The 16291-nt window shown below is 59.4% G+C and carries 16 protein-coding genes; all 16 read right to left on the reverse strand.

What is annotated here, in order from left to right; translation table 11 throughout:
• Positions 1–26: 26 nt before the first annotated feature.
• The gene (gene nuoN / locus JZX88_RS07455; RefSeq protein ID WP_206913133.1) at positions 27–1469 is read right to left on the reverse strand and encodes an NADH-quinone oxidoreductase subunit NuoN; all 1443 of its coding nucleotides are present in this window, start codon (positions 1467–1469) and stop codon (positions 27–29) included.
• Positions 1470–1487: 18 nt separating this feature from the next.
• On the reverse strand, positions 1488–2999 hold the full coding sequence (locus tag JZX88_RS07460; protein WP_174029313.1) for an NADH-quinone oxidoreductase subunit M: 1512 nt from the start codon (positions 2997–2999) through the stop codon (positions 1488–1490).
• Complete coding sequence (nuoL, locus tag JZX88_RS07465; RefSeq protein ID WP_206913135.1) at positions 2999–4996, reverse strand: NADH-quinone oxidoreductase subunit L; 1998 nt, start codon at positions 4994–4996, stop codon at positions 2999–3001. Before nuoL ends, JZX88_RS07460 begins: the two co-directional genes overlap by 1 nt.
• A 7-nt stretch (positions 4997–5003) precedes the next feature.
• Positions 5004–5312 (reverse strand): NADH-quinone oxidoreductase subunit NuoK, encoded by a 309-nt coding sequence (nuoK, locus tag JZX88_RS07470; RefSeq protein WP_003521516.1) that lies wholly within the window; start codon positions 5310–5312, stop codon positions 5004–5006.
• 28 nt (positions 5313–5340) lie between these two features.
• On the reverse strand, positions 5341–5955 hold the full coding sequence (locus JZX88_RS07475; RefSeq protein ID WP_003521517.1) for an NADH-quinone oxidoreductase subunit J: 615 nt from the start codon (positions 5953–5955) through the stop codon (positions 5341–5343).
• Positions 5956–6091: 136 nt separating this feature from the next.
• Positions 6092–6583, reverse strand: a complete 492-nt coding sequence (gene nuoI / locus JZX88_RS07480; RefSeq protein WP_003496449.1) for an NADH-quinone oxidoreductase subunit NuoI — start codon at positions 6581–6583, stop codon at positions 6092–6094.
• Positions 6584–6619: 36 nt separating this feature from the next.
• Positions 6620–7666, reverse strand: a complete 1047-nt coding sequence (gene nuoH / locus JZX88_RS07485; RefSeq protein ID WP_060724098.1) for an NADH-quinone oxidoreductase subunit NuoH — start codon at positions 7664–7666, stop codon at positions 6620–6622.
• Positions 7667–7678: 12 nt separating this feature from the next.
• Entirely contained in the window at positions 7679–9760 is a 2082-nt protein-coding gene (gene nuoG / locus JZX88_RS07490; protein ID WP_206913136.1) for an NADH-quinone oxidoreductase subunit NuoG, read from the reverse strand.
• A 148-nt stretch (positions 9761–9908) separates the two neighbouring features.
• A complete protein-coding gene (gene nuoF / locus JZX88_RS07495) occupies positions 9909–11213 on the reverse strand; it encodes an NADH-quinone oxidoreductase subunit NuoF (RefSeq protein WP_003521520.1) in 1305 nt (434 codons plus the stop codon).
• Positions 11214–11223: 10 nt separating this feature from the next.
• On the reverse strand, positions 11224–12321 hold the full coding sequence (locus JZX88_RS07500; protein ID WP_110759876.1) for an NADH-quinone oxidoreductase subunit E: 1098 nt from the start codon (positions 12319–12321) through the stop codon (positions 11224–11226).
• Between the two features lie 16 nt (positions 12322–12337).
• The gene (locus JZX88_RS07505) at positions 12338–12598 is read right to left on the reverse strand and encodes a hypothetical protein (RefSeq protein WP_065115438.1); all 261 of its coding nucleotides are present in this window, start codon (positions 12596–12598) and stop codon (positions 12338–12340) included.
• On the reverse strand, positions 12598–13788 hold the full coding sequence (locus JZX88_RS07510; RefSeq protein WP_003496461.1) for an NADH-quinone oxidoreductase subunit D: 1191 nt from the start codon (positions 13786–13788) through the stop codon (positions 12598–12600). Before JZX88_RS07510 ends, JZX88_RS07505 begins: the two co-directional genes overlap by 1 nt.
• A gap of 1 nt (position 13789) precedes the next feature.
• A complete protein-coding gene (locus JZX88_RS07515; protein ID WP_110759877.1) occupies positions 13790–14218 on the reverse strand; it encodes a GFA family protein in 429 nt (142 codons plus the stop codon).
• The gene (locus tag JZX88_RS07520) at positions 14215–14817 is read right to left on the reverse strand and encodes an NADH-quinone oxidoreductase subunit C (protein WP_206913137.1); all 603 of its coding nucleotides are present in this window, start codon (positions 14815–14817) and stop codon (positions 14215–14217) included. The genes JZX88_RS07515 and JZX88_RS07520 overlap by 4 nt, the downstream gene beginning before the upstream one ends.
• Positions 14818–14838: 21 nt before the next feature.
• Positions 14839–15423 (reverse strand): NADH-quinone oxidoreductase subunit B family protein, encoded by a 585-nt coding sequence (locus JZX88_RS07525; RefSeq protein ID WP_003521524.1) that lies wholly within the window; start codon positions 15421–15423, stop codon positions 14839–14841.
• Entirely contained in the window at positions 15414–15779 is a 366-nt protein-coding gene (locus JZX88_RS07530) for an NADH-quinone oxidoreductase subunit A (protein WP_003496469.1), read from the reverse strand. Before JZX88_RS07530 ends, JZX88_RS07525 begins: the two co-directional genes overlap by 10 nt.
• Positions 15780–16291: the final 512 nt, after the last annotated feature.

Here is a 16291-nt window from a genome sequence, read left to right on the forward strand (position 1 = left end):
CCGGCCCGTATGCTGCGGCGTATCGATCAAAAGAACGTCTTTGCTGCGGCCGTGACCGCATTGCCAAGCGCACCGCCGAAGACGACGAAGGCAAGAACGAAGAGACCCGAAAGGGCATAAACGACCTTCAGCTCACCCGCCGGACGCTCGAAGCTGCCCTTGACCTCATCGAACCACATGACCTTGACGACGCGGATATAATAATAGGCGCCGACGACCGACCCGATCACACCGATAACCGCGAGCGGATAAAGCTTCGCCTCGATGGCAGCAAGGAAGACGTAATACTTGCCGAAGAAGCCGGCGAGCGGCGGAATGCCGGCAAGCGAGAACATCAGGATCGTCAGCACAACCGCCATGAAGGGGTTGGAGGACGAAAGGCCGGCCAGATCCTCGACAGTCTCGACATTGCCGATTTCCTTGCGGCGCATGGAGAGAATGCAGGCGAAGGTGCCAAGCGTCATGACCATGTAGATGGTCATGTAGAGGATGACGCCAGCCACACCGGCTTCGGTGCCCGCAGCGAGACCGACCAGCGCATAACCCATGTGGCCGATGGAGGAATAGGCCATCAGGCGCTTGATGTTCTTCTGGCCGATGGCGGCGAAGGAACCGAGCAGCATGGAGGCGATGGAGATAAAGACGACGATCTGCTGCCAGTCGGCAAAGACCGGCTGGAACGCCTCGATGACGATACGAACGAGGATCGCCATGGCGCCGATCTTCGGCGCAGCCGACAGGAACGCCGTTACCGGGGTCGGCGCGCCTTCATAAACATCCGGCGTCCACATGTGGAACGGCACGGCCGAAATCTTGAATGCCAGACCGGCAAGAACGAAGACCAGACCAAAAACCAGACCGAGCGAACGGGTTTCCGACGCCAGAACCTGGGCGATTTCGGTAAAGCCGGTATTGCCGGTGAAGCCATAGACCAGCGACATGCCGTAAAGCAGCATGCCGGAGGAAAGCGCGCCGAGAACGAAATATTTCAGGCCAGCTTCCGTGGAGCGCAGGCTTTCACGGTTGATCGCGCAGACGACGTAGAGTGCCAGCGACTGCAGTTCCAGCGCCATGTAGAGCGAGATCAGGTTGTTGGCCGAGATCATCAGCAGGATGCCCAGCGTCGCGAGGACCAGCAGCACCGGATATTCGAAACGGCCGATGGGTTCGAAACGGCCCTGGCCAACAGCGAGGATCATGGCGGTGATCGAGCCGATCAGCGCCAGCACCTTCATGAAGTTGCCGAAGGCATCGGCGATATAGACACCGCCGAAGGCCACGCCCGAGGCGGGGGCAAAGATGATCCAGAGACCGACGACGAGCAGGAGGGCAACGGCAAGGCCGGTGACCGTCGTTGTCGACTTGTCGCCCGAGAAGACGCCAATCATGAGCAGCGCCAGCGCGCCGACCGCAAGGATCAGCTCGGGCGTCGCAATGTGCAGACTGGCAAAAAGGATTTCAGCGGTCATGTCCAACGGGTCCTGTCGTCAATTCATAGAGAGCGCAACATTTTGCGCCGCCTGCAATGCAGCCGAATAGTTGTTTACCAGAAGATCGACCGATGCGGCTGTCGCATCGAACACCGGTGCCGGATAGACACCGAAGAAGATCGTGAGCGCAACCAGCGGATAAAGGATGACCTTTTCGCGGGTCGACAGGTCGAGCATCGACTTCAGGCTTTCCTTCTCGAGCGCACCGAAAATCACGCGGCGATAAAGCCACAGCGCATAGGCGGCCGAGAGGATGACGCCGGTTGCCGCAAACAGCGCGACCAGCGTGTTGGCGCGGAATACGCCGACCAGCGTCAGGAATTCACCGATGAAGCCGGAGGTGCCGGGCAGACCGACATTGGCCATGGTGAAGATCATGAAGGCGACGGCATATTTCGGCATGTTGTTGACGAGGCCGCCATAGGCCGCGATTTCGCGGGTATGAAGACGATCATAGACAACGCCGACGCAGAGGAAGAGCGCGCCCGACACGATACCGTGCGACAGCATCTGGAAGATCGCGCCCTGCACGCCCTGAACGTTGGCGGCAAAGATGCCCATGGTCACGTAACCCATGTGGGCGACGGAGGAATAGGCGATCAGCTTCTTGATGTCGTCCTGCATCATCGCCACCAGCGAGGTGTAGATGATGGCGAGTACCGACAGCGTGAAGACGAAGGGAGCGAAATAATCCGAAGCCAGCGGGAACATCGACAGCGAGAAGCGGATGAAACCGTAACCGCCGAGCTTCAGCATGACGCCGGCAAGGATGACGGAACCGGCGGTCGGCGCCTGAACGTGGGCATCCGGCAGCCAGGTATGCACCGGCCACATCGGCATCTTCACCGAGAAGGCGGCGAAACAGGCGAGCCAGAGCCAGGTCTGCATGCCGGCCGGGAAGCCGTATTTCAACAGTTCCGTCATGTCGGTCGTGCCGGCCTGCCAGTACATGGCCATGATGGCGAGCATGGTCAGAACCGAGCCGAGCAGCGTGTAGAGGAAGAACTTGTAGGATGCGTAGACGCGATCCTTGCCGCCCCAGACGCCGATGATGATGAACATCGGGATTAGCGTCGCTTCGAAGAAGACGTAGAAGAGAACCGTATCCAGCGCCACGAAGACGCCGATCATGACGACTTCCAGAAGCAGGAAGGCGATCATGTATTCCTTGATGCGCTTTTCAACCGATTCCCAGCTTGCCAGCACGCAGAAGGGCATGAGGAAGGTGGTGAGGATGACGAACAGCATGGAGATGCCGTCGACACCAAGATGATAGGCGGCGATGTTGCCGAACCAGGCGTGTTTTTCGACCATCTGGAAACCGGGATTCGAATTGTCGAAACCGATCCAGATGAACAGCGACACGAGGAAGGTGAAAACGGTCGTCAGCAGCGAGACATTGAGAATGTTGCGGCGACCATAAGGGCCGTTCTCATTTGTCAGCAGCAGGAGCACCACGCCGACGAGCGGCAGAAAGGTGACCGTTGAAAGAATAGGCCAATCGGTCATCAGAGGGCACTCCCGAGCATCATCCAGGTGACAAGCGCCGCGATGCCGATCAGCATCGCAAAGGCATAATGATAGAGGTAACCGGATTGCAGGCGGACCATGCGGTTGGTCACGTCAACCACACGCGCTGCAATGCCGTTCGGTCCATAATGGTCGATGACGGCGACGTCGCCCTTCTTCCACAGGAAGCGACCGAGCGCCTTTGCGGAACGAACGAAGAGGAAGTCATAGAGTTCGTCGAAGTACCACTTGTTGAGAAGGAACTGGTAGAGGCCACGATGGGTCTCGGCCAGACGCTTCGGCGTCTCCGGCGACTTGATATACATGTACCAGGCGGTCACGAAACCAAGGGCCATGGCGAAGAACGGGCTCCACTTCACCCACAGCGGCACGTGGTGGAACTCTTCGAGGATTTCGTTTTCCGGAAGCGTGAACAGCGCGCCCTTCCAGAACTCGGCATATTCATGGCCGAAGAAATAACCTTCGAAGGCAACACCGGCAAAGATCGCGCCAACCGTGAGGATGAAAAGCGGGATCAGCATGACCATCGGCGATTCATGCACATGGTGCATGACGTCGGCGGACGCGCGCGGCTTGCCGAAGAAGGTCATGAAAGCCAGACGCCAGGAATAGAAGCTGGTGAACAGCGCGGCGATGACCAGCAGCGTGAAGGCGAAACCGGACAGGACCGAATGGGACGCGTAAGCCGATTCGATGATGACGTCCTTCGAGAAGAAGCCGGCAAAACCGATCATCGTGCCCGGAATACCAACGCCGGTCAGCGCCAGCGTGCCAACGGTCATGGTCCAGAAGGTGATGGGGATATGCTTGCGCAGGCCGCCCATATAACGCATGTCCTGCTCGCCATCGACGGCATGGATGACCGAACCGGCGCACAAGAACAACAGGGCCTTGAAGAAGGCGTGCGTGAAGAGGTGGAACACGGCCGCGCCATAAGCACCGACGCCGAGCGCCACGAACATGTAACCGAGCTGCGAGCAGGTCGAATAGGCGATCACGCGCTTGATGTCGTTCTGAACGAGGCCGACGGTTGCGGCGAAGAAAGCGGTGATCGCACCGATCAGCGTCACGACGGTCAGCGCATCCGGCGACAGTTCAAACAGCGGCGACATGCGGGCGACGAGGAAGACGCCGGCGGTGACCATGGTTGCGGCGTGAATGAGGGCCGAAACCGGGGTCGGGCCTTCCATCGCGTCCGGCAGCCAGGTGTGCAGCAGGAACTGCGCCGATTTACCCATGGCGCCCATGAAGAGCAGCAGGCACACGCCCGTCATTGCATTGGCCTTGTCCAGATGCATACCGAACAGGTTGATGACGGTTTCCGAGGAGGCAGCGCCTTCAGCCGGCAGATAGGTCGCGGCGGCAGCGAAGATCGTTTCGAAATTGATCGAGCCGAACAGCACGAACACGCCACCAATACCGAGAATGAAGCCGAAGTCACCGACGCGGTTGACGATGAAGGCCTTCATGGCGGCGGCCGATGCGGACGGCTTCTTGAACCAGAAGCCGATCAGCAGATAGGACGCCAGACCCACGCCTTCCCAGCCGAAGAACATCTGCAGCAGGTTGTCGGAAGTCACCAGCATCAGCATGGCGAAGGTGAAGAGCGACAGATAGGCGAAAAAACGCGGACGATGCGGATCGTGGTGCATGTATCCGATCGAATAAAGGTGCACGAGCGTCGAGACCGTGTTGACCACGACGAACATGACGGCCGTCAGCGTATCGATACGGAACGCCCATTCGACGTCGATGCCGCCGGACTGGATCCAGCGCAAGACAGTAACCTTGATCACTTCGCCCGGCTCGCCATGGGCGAGTGCCACGGTGAAGAAGACGATCCACGACAGGATGGCGACCACGATCATCAGACCGGTGGTGACATATTCCGAAGCCTTGGCGCCGATCGAGCGGCCGAACAGGCCGGCGATCAGGAAGCCGATCAGTGGAAGAAAGACGATAGCCTTGTAGATCATAGCCTTATCAGCCCTTCATCATATTGACGTCTTCGACGGCGATCGATCCGCGGTTGCGGTAGAAGACAACGAGTATTGCAAGACCGATGGCCGCTTCGGCGGCTGCAACAGTCAGAATGAACAAAGCGAAGACCTGGCCGACAATATCGTTCAGGAAGGCCGAGAAGGCCACCATGTTGATGTTGACCGCAAGCAGGATAAGCTCGATCGACATCAGGATGACGATGACGTTCTTCCGGTTGAGGAAGATACCGAAGACGCCGATCGTAAAGAGGATGGCGCTGACCGTCAGGTAGTGGGAAAGACCGATTTCCATGTTCTGTTTCCTTGGATCCGTTCGCGCCTCAGATGCCCTGGCCCGGCTTGACCTTGACCGTGGTGACGGCGGTCTTCGGGTCGCGGCCGACCTGCGTGGAGATATCCTGCCGCTTGATGTCGGTGCGATGACGCAGCGTCAGCACGATGGCGCCGATCATGGCCACCAGCAGCACGAGGCCGGCGAGCTGGAAGAAGTAGACGTAATTGGTATAGAGCACGTCGCCGAGCGCGGCCGTATTGGTGCGTTCGGTGACAGGCGGGATCGGCATGGTGATGGACTTGGCCGCAATCGGGTTCAGCATGCTGCCGCCGACCACAACGATCAGCTCGGCCGCCAGGATGACACCGATCAGCGCTCCGACAGGCGCATATTGCAGCACGCCCGAGCGAAGCTCGGCGAAATCCACATCCAGCATCATGACGACGAAGAGGAAGAGCACCGCCACCGCGCCGACATAAACCACCAGCAGGATCATGCCGAGGAACTCGGCGCCCGTCAGCAGGAACAGCGCGGCTGCGTTGAAGAAGGTCAAGATCAGAAACAGCACCGAATGAACAGGGTTCTTCGATGCGATGACCATGAACGCAGACGCCACGGCGACGAAAGCGAATATATAAAAGAATACAGCGTGCAGACCCATCTTGGTGCCTTCTTGTCCTCATCGGGCAAAGATGGCTCGAAGGCCCCTCACCCGTTTCGTCCCCGCCGGCGAAAACCGCGCAGGCATTTTACTTTTCATCGCTCTCCGGGGTCGCCCCCGGAAAGACGGTTGCACCTTAACGGTAAGGCGCATCCAGTGCGAGGTTGCGTGCGATTTCACGCTCCCAGCGGTCGCCATTGTCGAGAAGCTTCTGCTTGTCGAAATAAAGCTCCTCGCGGGTTTCCGTCGCGAATTCGAAATTCGGGCCTTCGACGATGGCATCCACCGGGCAGGCTTCCTGGCAGAAGCCGCAATAGATGCACTTCACCATGTCGATATCGTAACGCACCGTGCGGCGGGTGCCGTCATTGCGGCGCGGGCCGGCTTCGATGGTGATCGCCTGAGCGGGACAGATCGCTTCACACAGCTTGCAGGCGATGCAGCGTTCTTCACCGTTCGGATAACGGCGCAGCGCATGTTCACCACGGAAACGCGGAGAGACCGGGCCCTTTTCGAAAGGATAGTTCACCGTTGCCTTCTGTTTGAAGAAGTGGCGCATCGTCAGCAGGATCGCGCCGACGAACTCCTTGAGGAACAGCGAATTGACGGCTTGGGAGAGGCTTGCCATCTCAGTCTCCAGATCTTTGAGCGAGGAGTTCGGACATCAACCAGCCCACCCCGTCAGCTTCAATACGAATGCAACAATAACGACCATGGCGAGCGACAGCGGCAGGAACACCTTCCAGCCAAGGCGCATGAGCTGGTCATAACGGTAACGCGGAACGAAAGCCTTGGTCAGCGCGATCATGAAGAAGACCATGCAGCCCTTCAGCGCGAACCAGACGATGCCCGGAACCCAGTTCAGGAACCACACATCCACGATCGGCAGCCAGCCGCCCATGAACAGGATCGTCGTCAGGCAGCAGATCAGCACGATCGCAGCATATTCGCCGAGCATGAACATCATGTAAGGCGTGGAACCGTATTCGACCATGTGACCGGCGACCAGTTCCGATTCCGCTTCCGGAAGGTCGAAGGGCGGACGGTTGGTTTCGGCAAGGCCCGAAATGAAGAACACGATGAACATCGGGAACAGCGACAGCCAGTGCCAGTCGAGGAACGAGGCAGGCAGGCCGAGCATGGTGCCGAGACCAGTCTTCTGGGCAAGCACGATGTCCGTCAGGTTCAGCGAGCCGACGCAGAGCAGAACGGTGACGATGACGAGACCGATCGAAACTTCGTAGGACACCATCTGCGCGGCGGAACGCAGCGCGCCGAGGAACGGGTACTTCGAGTTCGAAGCCCAGCCGCCCATGATGATGCCGTACACTTCAAGCGAGGAAATCGCGAAGATGTAGAGAATGCCGACATTGATGTTGGCGACCACCCAGCCTTCATTGAAGGGAATGACCGCGTAAGTGGCGAGCGCCAGCGTCACGGCGACCAGCGGCGCCAGAAGGAAGACGGCCTTGTTGGCGCCGGCCGGAATGACGGGCTCCTTCAGGATGAACTTCAAGAGGTCGGCGAAGGACTGGAAGAGACCGAAGGGACCAACAACGTTCGGACCACGGCGCAGCTGCACGGCCGCCCAGACCTTGCGGTCGGCAAGCAGCAGGAAGGCGATGGCCACCAGAAGGCAAACGAGAAGCAGCAGGGACTGGCCGACCATGATCAGCGCGGGCCAGACGTAGCTCCAGAAAAACGATTCCATAATCCCCTACCCTTACTCTGCCGCAGCCTTGAAATTGTTGCGGGCCAATGCGGAACACTCGGCCATGACGGCGGAGGCGCGCGCAATCGGGTTCGTCAAATAAAAGTCTTTTACCGGCGAGGCAAACGCCGACTTGTTGAGCGAGCCGGTCTTGCCGGCCAAAGCCTCGATATCCTTGCCGTTACCGGCCGCGATTTCATCGGTTTCCGCCAGATGCGGATGCGCGACGAAGAGCTGACCACGCAGGGCCGACAGCGAATCGAACGGCAGCTTCTTGCCGAGAACGTCGGAAAGCGCACGCAGGATCGCCCAGTCTTCGCGGGCTTCGCCCGGTGCGAAACCGGCGCGGTTGCCCACCTGCACACGGCCTTCGGTGTTGACCCAGATACCGGATTTTTCGGTATAGGCCGCGCCCGGAAGGATGACGTCGGCGTTCATCGCGCCCTGATCGCCATGGCTGCCGATATAAACGGTGAACTTGGCGCCCTTGTTCGACAGATCGAGTTCATCGGCGCCGAGCAGGAACAGAACATCCATGGAGGTGACCATTTCAGCGGCGGCAACACCGCCCTCGCCCGGCACGAAGCCGATATCGAGACCGCCAACGCGGGCAGCGGCAGTGTGCAGAACCGAGAAGCCGTTCCACTCTTCGCTGACAGCGCCAACCGAAACGGCAAGCTTTGCAGCAGCAGCAAGAACGGCGGCACCATCGGCGCGGGCAAGAGCGCCCTGACCGATGATGATCAGCGGGTTCTTGGCGGACTTCAGCTTGTCAACGAAGCTGTGCGAACCATTGGCCAGATCGGAGAGCGTTTCAGCACCCGAGCCGAGATATTCGTAATTGTAGCGCAGTTCACCAGCTTCGCCGATCACGCCGATCGGGAAACCGCCGCGACGCCAGCGCTTGCGGATGCGGGCGTTGAGCACGGCCGCTTCGAAACGCGGGTTAGCGCCAACGATCAGCAATGCATCTGCCTGCTCGATGCCTTCGATGGTGGAATTGAAGATGTAGCTGGCGCGACCCAGAGACGGGTCAAGCGCTGCGCCATCCTGACGGCAATCGACATTGGCCGAGCCGAGCGAGGCAAGAAGCGACTTCAGCGCGAACATTTCTTCAACGGAAGACAGATCGCCGGCGATCGCACCGATCTTGTCGCCGGATGTTGCGGCAACAGCCTGCTTGATCGCACCGAAGGCTTCGCCCCAGGTGGCGGGCTGCAGACGGCCATCCTTGCGCACATAAGGCCGGTCAAGGCGCTGCGTCTTCAGGCCGTCCCAGATGAAGCGGCTCTTGTCGGAAATCCACTCTTCGTTGATCGCCTCGTTGACACGCGGCATGACGCGCATGACTTCGCGGCCACGGGTATCGACGCGGATGGCCGAACCGAGCGCATCCATCACGTCGATGGTCTCGGTCTTGTTCAGTTCCCACGGACGGGCGGTGAAGGCGAAAGGCTTCGAGGTAAGCGCGCCGACCGGGCAGAGGTCAACAACGTTGCCCTGCAGCTCCGAGGTCATCGCCTGCTCGAGATAGGTGGTGATTTCGGCATCTTCGCCGCGGCCGATAAGGCCAAGTTCGGCAATGCCGGCCACTTCCGTGGTGAAACGGACGCAGCGCGTGCAGTGGATGCAACGGTTCATGACCGTCTTGACGAGCGGGCCGATATATTTGTCTTCAACCGCACGCTTGTTTTCCGCATAACGCGAACCGGCGATACCGAAGGCCATGGCCTGGTCCTGCAGGTCGCATTCGCCGCCCTGGTCGCAGATCGGGCAATCCAGCGGGTGGTTGATGAGCAGGAACTCCATCACGCCTTCGCGGGCCTTCTTGACCATCGGCGTATTGGTGAAAACTTCAGGCAATTCGCCGTTCGGACCGCCGCGAACATCGCGCACGCCCATGGCGCAGGAGGCGGCTGGCTTGGGCGGTCCGCCCTTCACCTCGATGAGACACATGCGGCAGTTACCCGCGACCGACAAGCGCTCATGAAAACAAAAGCGCGGAACTTCAGCACCCGCCTCTTCGCACGCCTGCAACAGCGTGAAATGATCCGGAACCTCGATCTCTTTACCGTCAACCTTGAGCTTTGCCATGGTTCTACTTACGTCCTGTTGCCTGTTCGTCCCATGTCTCACACGGTCCGCAACAAATCCTTAATCGCGCCCGGCACTGATATCGTCTGCCAGACGCTTCATGGTGTCGCGAGGCCGGAAGTTCCGGCTCCGCCTGAAGCCTTGTTGCTTATTCAGCGGCTTCCAGAACAGCGCCATCATCCATGGCCCTGTAGGTATATTGGTCGATGCGCTTTTCGATTTCCGGACGGAAATTGCGGATCAGCGCCTGCACCGGCCATGCCGCGGCGTCGCCGAGCGCACAGATGGTGTGGCCTTCGATCTGCTTCGTCACTTCAAACAGCATGTCGATTTCGCGCTTCTGGGCGTTGCCCTTGACCATGCGCTCCAGCACGCGCCACATCCAGCCGGTGCCTTCGCGGCACGGCGTGCACTGGCCGCAGCTTTCATGCTTGAAGAAGGCCGCGATGCGGGCAATCGCCTTGATGACGTCGGTGGACTTGTCCATGACGATCATGCCGCCGGTGCCGAAGGAGGATTTCACTTCGCGCATGCCATCGAAATCCATGATGGCGTCCTTCATGTCCTCACCACGAACGATGGGGCAGGATGCGCCGCCGGGGATGACGCCGAGCAGATTGTCCCAGCCGCCGCGAATGCCACCGCAATGGTGTTCAATCAGCTCGCGGAAGGACAGGCCCAGCGCATCTTCGAAAGTGCACGGACGCTCGACATGGCCTGACACCATGAACAGCTTGGTGCCGACATTGTTCGGACGGCCGATCGACGAGAACCAGGCCGCGCCGCGACGCAGGATGGTCGGCGCAACGGCGATGGATTCAACGTTGTTGACGGTCGTCGGGCAGCCGTAAAGACCCATATTGGCCGGGAACGGGGGCTTGAGGCGCGGCTGGCCCTTCTTGCCTTCAAGGCTTTCGAGCAGAGCCGTCTCTTCGCCGCAGATATAGGCACCCGCGCCGTGATGGACATAGATGTCGAAATCCCAGCCGTTCTTGTTGTTCCTGCCGAGCAGGCCGGCATCGTAACATTCGTCGATGGCTGCCTGAAGCGCTTCACGCTCGCGCATATATTCGCCGCGCACGTAGATATAGGCGGTATGCGCGCCCATGGCGAAACCGGCGATCACGCAGCCTTCGATCAGCGTATGCGGATCGTTGCGCAGGATTTCGCGGTCCTTGCAGGTGCCGGGCTCGGATTCGTCGGCATTGACGACGAGATAATGCGGACGACCGTCATTTTCCTTCGGCATGAAGGACCATTTGAGACCCGTCGGGAAGCCAGCGCCGCCGCGACCGCGAAGGCCGGAAGCCTTCATCTCGTTGATGATCCAGTCACGGCCCTTTTCGATGATCTGCTTGGTACCGTCCCAATGGCCGCGCGCTCTCACGCCCTTCAGGGACTTGTCCTTGAGGCCGTAGAGATTGGTAAAGATGCGATCCTGATCTTTTAACATGCTTCACCTCTTACCGCGGCTTCTTGCCGAAGACCCTGATATACTCGGCTTCGCCACCCTTGGCGAGCGCCTCGGCCTGCTTGATCCACTCGTCGCGTTCAATGCGGCCCTTGAAATTCAGATAACCGTCGACCCAGTCGCATTCGGCCTTTTTCCAGCCGGCGACCTGCGCGAAGGTGAAGATGCCGAGTTCGTGCAGCGTGCCTTCGATCTTCGGACCAACGCCGGAAATGAGCTTCAGGTCGTCGGGCGTTGCGGGCTTTTCGATGCCGGCCGGACGATCCTTGGAATCGAGCGACGGCTTCGCAGATCCAGAAGCTTCCTTTTCGGCGGTCTTCACATTCGCTTCGGCAGCCTTCGGCGCGGTCGCAGGTGTCTTCAGCTTCGGATCGGTTTCCGGGGCGTCCGTCTTCGGCTTGGCGGCGTTGGACGGCGGAACCGGCGCGGCGTCCGCAGGCGCTTCGGCCGGCTTGTCGAGATTGGAACGATCCGGCTTGATCTCTTCCGTCAGCGTCGTCAGGCCACCGACCGGGACCGACTGGTGACGGTCGATCTGCGGGCCGGTCTTGACGGTGTCGCCCTTGCCTGCCTCGAACGTGTCGATGATCTCTTCCAGACGCTCGGGCGTCAAATCCTCATAGGCATCCTTGAAGATGATGACCATCGGCGCGTTGACGCAGGCGCCCTGACATTCCACTTCTTCCCAGGAAAGCGTGCCGCTCTCATTGGTGTGCAGCGGATCGTGGTGGATCTTCTTGCGGCAGACATCCATCAGCGCTTCGGAGCCGCGCAGCATGCAGGGCGTGGTGCCGCAGACCTGAACGTGGGCGCGCGTGCCAACCGGCTTCAGCTGGAACTGGGTATAGAAGGTCGCCACTTCCATGACGCGGATATAGGCCATATCCAGCATGTCGGCGATCTTTTCGATGGCGGCGCGGGTAACCCAGCCGTCCTGCTCCTGCGCACGCATGAGCAGCGGGATGACCGCCGATTGCTGGCGTCCCTCGGGATATTTCTTGATCGTCTTTTCCGCCCATGCGGTGTTTTCCGCATTGAAGGCAAATGCCACGGGCTGGAACTGATCTTCGGCTAGTCGACGAACGGACATACTTCCTCACGCCTTTTCAGTTTAACGTCTCACAACGCGATCTCGCCACCGTGACGAATTCGCAGGCGTAAGCCGCCTTGTCTTTCTGCATGAACACGATGAACTTGCTGCCATTGGGAACCGAGGCCTTGATCTCGTATCCCGACGACAGAAGCTGCTTGATGGTCGAAGAGCCGCCGCTCGACAGCGATACGCCACCCTCGCCCGTCGCCGTCTGGGCGAGAGCGGGAGCAGACATCGCTGCGAGAAAAGCCGGTATGGCCAGCGGCAGACGCATCAGCGGTCGACCTCCCCGAACACGATGTCGAGGGAGCCGAGCACGGCTGTAACGTCAGCAAGCTGATGGCCCTTGCACAGGAAATCCATGGCCTGCAGGTGTGCGTAGCCCGGCGCGCGGATCTTGCAGCGATAGGGCTTGTTGGAACCATCAGCGACCACGTAAACGCCGAATTCGCCCTTCGGCGCTTCGACGGCGGCGTAAACTTCGCCGGCCGGAACGTGGTAACCTTCGGTGTAGAGCTTGAAGTGGTGGATCAGCGCTTCCATCGAACGTTTCATCTCGCCGCGCTTCGGCGGAACCACCTTGCCGTCGAGCGAGGAGACCGGGCCGATGCGATGCTTGCCGGAGAGAAGATCGACGCACTGCTTCATGATCTTCACGGATTCGCGCATTTCCTGCATGCGGATCAGGTAACGATCGTAGCAGTCGCCGTTCTTGCCGACGGGAATGTCGAATTCGAGATCGGAATAGCACTCATAGGGCTGCGCGCGGCGCAAATCCCAGGCAGCGCCTGAACCACGCACCATCACGCCCGTGAAACCCCAGGCGAAGGCGTCTTCAAGCGAGACGACGCCGATATCGACGTTACGCTGCTTGTAGATGCGGTTGTCGGTCAGAAGGCCCTCGATATTGTCGAGAACGGTCAGGAACGGGTCGCACCATTTGCCGATGTCGTCGACCAGTTCCGGCGGCAGGTCCTGATGCACGCCGCCCGGACGAACGTAAGCCGAGTGCATGCGGGCGCCGCAGGCGCGCTCGTAAAACACCATCAGCTTTTCGCGCTCTTCGAAGCCCCAGACCGGCGGCGTCATGGCGCCGACGTCCATGGCCTGCGTCGTCACGTTCATGATGTGCGACAGGATGCGGCCGATTTCAGAATAGAGAACGCGGATCAGCTGGCCGCGCATCGGGATTTCGAGGCCCAGCAGCTTTTCGACGGCGAGCGCGAAAGCGTGTTCCTGGTTCATCGGCGCGACGTAGTCGAGGCGATCGAAATAGGGAACGGCCTGCAGATAGGTCTTGGTCTCGATCAGCTTTTCGGTGCCGCGATGCAGGAGACCGATATGCGGATCGACGCGTTCGACGATTTCGCCGTCCAGTTCCAGAACCAGACGCAGCACGCCGTGCGCGGACGGGTGTTCCGGACCGAAGTTGATCGTGAAATTGCGGACGTTATGCTCAGTCATTCTAGTGCTCCGCCGAGGTGATCATGGCGATGAATTCGGGGCCGGTCATGTTTTGCGTGGTTTCTGCGAAGGAATAGCTCGAAGGCTTCTCATCCGTGAAAATCTGCGACGCGAACGTGAAGCTGGAAGGGTTGTCGAACGCCTGCAGCGAAACGGCGAAATGCTTGCCGTCCTTCGAGCGCCACATCAGCGTGCTGCCGCAATTCTTGCAGAAGCAGCGCTCACCCCATTCCGACGAGGAATAGACGCCGAGGCTCTCTTCGTTTTCGACGGAGATATCAGCACATTCCACAGCCAGAAACGCACCGCCGGACCAGCGGCGGCACATGGAGCAATGGCAAGCGCCGAATTCGCGGGCACCGATGACGGCCTTGAGGCCGACGGCGCCGCAAAGACATTGTGCCTGCTCTGTCGCGGGGGCTTGGCTCATTGCTTGGCCTTTTCGTCGCCCGGGAGAACATATTCGGTTCCTTCCCAGGGGGAGAGGAAATCGAAATTGCGGAATTCCTGCTTCAGTTCGACCGGTTCATAAAGAACCCGTTTCAGAACGTCATCGTAACGCACTTCCACAAAGCCGGTAACCGGAAAATCCTTGCGCAGCGGGTGACCTTCGAAACCGTAGTCGGTGAGAATACGGCGAAGATCCTTATGGCCTTCGAACGGAACGCCATACATGTCCCAGGCTTCGCGCTCGAACCATTCCGCGCCCATATAAACGGAGGTCGAGGACGGAACGCCCTCGTCTTCCGCCACCTGCAGCTTGACGCGCACGCGCAGGTTCTGGCGCGGCGACAGCAGGTGATAAACGACATCGAAACGCTTTTCGCGCTGCGGCCAGTCGACACCGCAGATATCGATGATGTTGACGAAACCGCACTGCACGTCGTCACGCAGGAAGGTCAAAAGCGCGATCACGCTTTCAGGCGCCGTGTTCAGCGTCAGCTCGCCATAGGCGATATCAGCCGACACCAAGAGGGAACCGCGCGCTTCCTTAACGTAAGCAGCAAGATCGTTGAGAGCTTCGCTCATTACTTAATCCGTCCTTTGCCCTTAGCGCTCGATCGTACCGGTACGACGAATCTTCTTCTGCAGCAGAAGCACGCCGTAAAGCAGCGCCTCCGCCGTGGGGGGACAGCCCGGAACGTAGATATCCACCGGCACGACGCGGTCGCAGCCGCGCACGACAGCGTAGGAATAATGGTAATAACCGCCACCATTGGCGCAGGAGCCCATGGAGATCACATAACGCGGCTCAGGCATCTGGTCATAGACCTTGCGCAGCGCGGGCGCCATCTTGTTGGTCAGCGTGCCGGCGACGATCATCACGTCCGACTGGCGCGGCGAAGCGCGCGGGGCGACACCGAAGCGCTCCATGTCGTAACGCGGACCGGACGCCTGCATCAGGCCTTCGACGGCGCAGCAGGCAAGACCGAACTGCATCCACATCAGGGAGCCGGTACGGGCCCAGGTGATCAGTTCGTCGGTCGAGGTGACGAGAAAGCCCTTGTCGGCCAGCTCATCGTTGATTTCCGTGAAGTAGGCATCGTTGCTGCCAACCGGCTTGCCGGTCGAGGGATCGATGATCCCCTTCGGCTGCGGCGCAACGAGCGTGGTGTTGTTCTGGCTCATGCCCATTCCAGCGCTCCCTTCTTCCACTCATAGATAAAGCCGATGGTGAGGACGAGGAGGAACACCATCATCGACCAGAAACCGAACCAGCCCATCTCGCCGAAAGACACCGCCCATGGGAACAGGAAGGCGACTTCCAGATCGAAGATGATAAAGAGGATCGACACCAGGTAAAAGCGGATATCGAACTTCATGCGGGCATCGTCGAAGGCGTTGAAACCGCACTCGAAAGCAGAAAGCTTTTCCGGGTCAGGCGCCTTGTAGGCAACCGCGAAAGGCGCGATGAGAAGCGCCAGGCCGATGACGAGAGCGATACCGATGAAGATTGCGATCGGAATGTAGGAACTGAGGAGTTCAGTCATGGTCTCTTCCCTGCCCGGCCGGGTGCCGGGCCTGCCTTTGTGACCTTAAGTCTCAAAGAGCGGACAAATATGTTGCAACGCCAAAGTGGTTAGCGCAGCCGCGCCCTCTCTGCAAGAGTTTAGGCACCATTTCAAGACACCTGCCGCATTGATTGGCAACAATATTGCCGGAATTGACGCAAATTTGGGCCACAATTCCGACCTAAGCCCCTCAAATACAATAATAATCGATTGAACGACGCAACCGCAAAAAAGTCACACGAATTTTATGTCAGAAAGACAGCGAAGTGACGATTTTCAAAAATCGAAACCTGACTAAAAAAAGCAGGAAAAATCACGCCAAAAACGACTGGAATCAGCCGCCTGAATCGCCAATGGCGAAGCGCGCCGATGGCGCATTGGTCTGTATTGTGAAGGGACATTTCAGGAAATGAAATGGCGCGAGTGACGGGGCTCGAACCCGCGACCTCCGGCGTGACAGGCCGGCACTCTAACCGACTGAGCTACACCCG

Origin of the sequence: Agrobacterium sp. OT33, from assembly GCF_017313365.1 — a bacterium.
Lineage (GTDB): Bacteria > Pseudomonadota > Alphaproteobacteria > Rhizobiales > Rhizobiaceae > Agrobacterium > Agrobacterium rhizogenes_A.

What these genes read in the sequence shown, in the direction of transcription:
- JZX88_RS07515 (WP_110759877.1), bottom strand. Translation starts at nt 14,218, where the DNA reads ATGAGCCAAGCCCCCGCGACAGAGCAGGCACAATGTCTTTGCGGCGCC.
- nuoI (WP_003496449.1), bottom strand. Translation starts at nt 6,583, where the DNA reads ATGGCAAGCCTCTCCCAAGCCGTCAATTCGCTGTTCCTCAAGGAGTTC.
- JZX88_RS07460 (WP_174029313.1), bottom strand. Translation starts at nt 2,999, where the DNA reads ATGACCGATTGGCCTATTCTTTCAACGGTCACCTTTCTGCCGCTCGTC.
- JZX88_RS07510 (WP_003496461.1), bottom strand. Translation starts at nt 13,788, where the DNA reads ATGACTGAGCATAACGTCCGCAATTTCACGATCAACTTCGGTCCGGAA.
- nuoL (WP_206913135.1), bottom strand. Translation starts at nt 4,996, where the DNA reads ATGATCTACAAGGCTATCGTCTTTCTTCCACTGATCGGCTTCCTGATC.
- JZX88_RS07505 (WP_065115438.1), bottom strand. Translation starts at nt 12,598, where the DNA reads ATGCGTCTGCCGCTGGCCATACCGGCTTTTCTCGCAGCGATGTCTGCT.
- nuoN (WP_206913133.1), bottom strand. Translation starts at nt 1,469, where the DNA reads ATGACCGCTGAAATCCTTTTTGCCAGTCTGCACATTGCGACGCCCGAG.
- nuoF (WP_003521520.1), bottom strand. Translation starts at nt 11,213, where the DNA reads ATGTTAAAAGATCAGGATCGCATCTTTACCAATCTCTACGGCCTCAAG.
- nuoG (WP_206913136.1), bottom strand. Translation starts at nt 9,760, where the DNA reads ATGGCAAAGCTCAAGGTTGACGGTAAAGAGATCGAGGTTCCGGATCAT.
- JZX88_RS07530 (WP_003496469.1), bottom strand. Translation starts at nt 15,779, where the DNA reads ATGACTGAACTCCTCAGTTCCTACATTCCGATCGCAATCTTCATCGGT.
- JZX88_RS07500 (WP_110759876.1), bottom strand. Translation starts at nt 12,321, where the DNA reads ATGTCCGTTCGTCGACTAGCCGAAGATCAGTTCCAGCCCGTGGCATTT.
- JZX88_RS07475 (WP_003521517.1), bottom strand. Translation starts at nt 5,955, where the DNA reads ATGGGTCTGCACGCTGTATTCTTTTATATATTCGCTTTCGTCGCCGTG.
- nuoK (WP_003521516.1), bottom strand. Translation starts at nt 5,312, where the DNA reads ATGGAAATCGGTCTTTCCCACTACCTGACGGTCAGCGCCATCCTCTTT.
- nuoH (WP_060724098.1), bottom strand. Translation starts at nt 7,666, where the DNA reads ATGGAATCGTTTTTCTGGAGCTACGTCTGGCCCGCGCTGATCATGGTC.
- JZX88_RS07520 (WP_206913137.1), bottom strand. Translation starts at nt 14,817, where the DNA reads ATGAGCGAAGCTCTCAACGATCTTGCTGCTTACGTTAAGGAAGCGCGC.
- JZX88_RS07525 (WP_003521524.1), bottom strand. Translation starts at nt 15,423, where the DNA reads ATGGGCATGAGCCAGAACAACACCACGCTCGTTGCGCCGCAGCCGAAG.